The following is a 1,623-nucleotide window of genomic DNA, read 5'->3' as shown; positions in this document are numbered from 1 at the left end:
CTATTCAACCCTGATACGGCGGTAATAGAAGTACTGGAAAATATCGAAATTACAGACAAGGTTGTTTCCAGCCTAAAAAAGCTTAAACAACGCGGTTTCACGCTAGCACTTGATGACTTTATTATGGATGAACGTTATCAACGCATATTGCCACTGGTAGACATTATTAAACTAGAACTACCTGAAATGGACGATGATGAATTACAGGCAACTATTAAAAACCTTAAGCAGCATGACGTAACTCTTCTGGCGGAAAAGATCGAAACACCTGAGCAATTTAAGCGCTGCCACGAACTTGGCTGCGACCTCTTCCAAGGCTATTTTTTATCCAAGCCCGAGATAATTAAAGGTAAGAAAATCGCTGCAGGAAAAATGACAATAATTAACCTAATTTCTGAAATTCAAGCACCCGAGATTGATATGGATGGCTTAACCTCCATCATTTCCCGAGACCCGGCACTAAGCTTCAAGCTACTCAAGCTTATTAACTCCGCCGCCTTTAAACGAAGCAACACCATAGACTCTATTCACAAGGCTGTCACCTTACTGGGCATAGATAAAATTAAGAGCTGGGCCAGCTTGCTGGCATTAAGCAAGTTGGACGACAAGCCCGAAGCGCTGCACTATATGGCGCTGGTACGTGCACTAATGTGTGAAAGGCTATCGGAATATATTGAACCAAGCCTAAAAGACCAGTTTTACACCGTCGGCCTGCTTTCTTGCCTTGATGCATTTTTTGATCAATCACTAAGCGATATCGTCTCTCATATTTCATTAGCACCGGGAATAAATGATGCGCTCACTCTATTAAAAGGTAATGCCGGACTTGCCCTATCCACCACAATTGCCTTTGAACAGTCTGAATGGCAAAAGTTAGACTGGACAGCATTAGCCAAATTCGAGTTAAATGCTAAACAAATCAATGAGATCTATTTCGAATCATCTCGAAGGGCCTTGGAAATTTCTGCAGAGAATTAGTACTCAGGCCACCCCAATAAACTTAGGAAACGTTTATTTAGCATGGCTAACNCCCTTATTCTTGTTATCAATTGTGGCAGTTCATCTTTAAAGTTTGCACTCTACTCAACCCACCCTGAAACAAGCCTTCTCGCAGAAGGCTTGGCAGAGTCGCTTAATCAGACAGAAGGCAAACTTACTGTTAAGCACTCAGGTGAGAAAGAAACCCTCTTATTAAACCTATCTTCGGAACTTGGCAACAGCCATGCGCTTGCCCTACAAGCAGCAATAGAGAAACTTGCTCGGCACTTTCCAATCAAAGAAGAACTCAAGGCCATCGGACATAGAGTTGTTCACGGCGGTAATATCTTTAGCGAATCTGTTGTGATTAGCGAACAAGTACTTGAGCAGATCAAAGCCTGCATCCCCCTTGCTCCATTGCATAATCCAGCCAATATAGTGGGTATCGAGAGCTTACAAGTGCTGCACCCTAATCTCCCACAAGTTGCAGTATTTGATACGGCATTCCATCAAACAATGCCAGCCAAAGCTTATACTTACGCACTACCCTACAAGCTTTATTCTGAACATAATGTTCGCCGCTATGGTTTTCACGGTACCAGTCACCGCTATATTGCTAAGCGTGCATCTGAAACGATAAATAAG

1 protein-coding gene and 1 pseudogene are annotated in these 1,623 nt (G+C 42.8%); both read left to right on the top strand.

What is annotated here, in order from left to right:
- A partial coding sequence (locus tag A3735_RS25400; protein WP_082886000.1) for an EAL and HDOD domain-containing protein occupies nt 1-978 on the top strand: 978 nt, incomplete at its 5' end.
- Between the two features lie 42 nt (nt 979-1,020).
- A pseudogene (locus A3735_RS25395) lies at nt 1,021-1,623 on the top strand (acetate kinase); the annotation flags it as partial.

This window comes from Oleiphilus sp. HI0061, assembly GCF_001635675.1.
The sequence above is the reverse complement of the archived record's forward strand: the minus strand, read 5'-3'. Positions and strand labels throughout refer to the sequence as shown.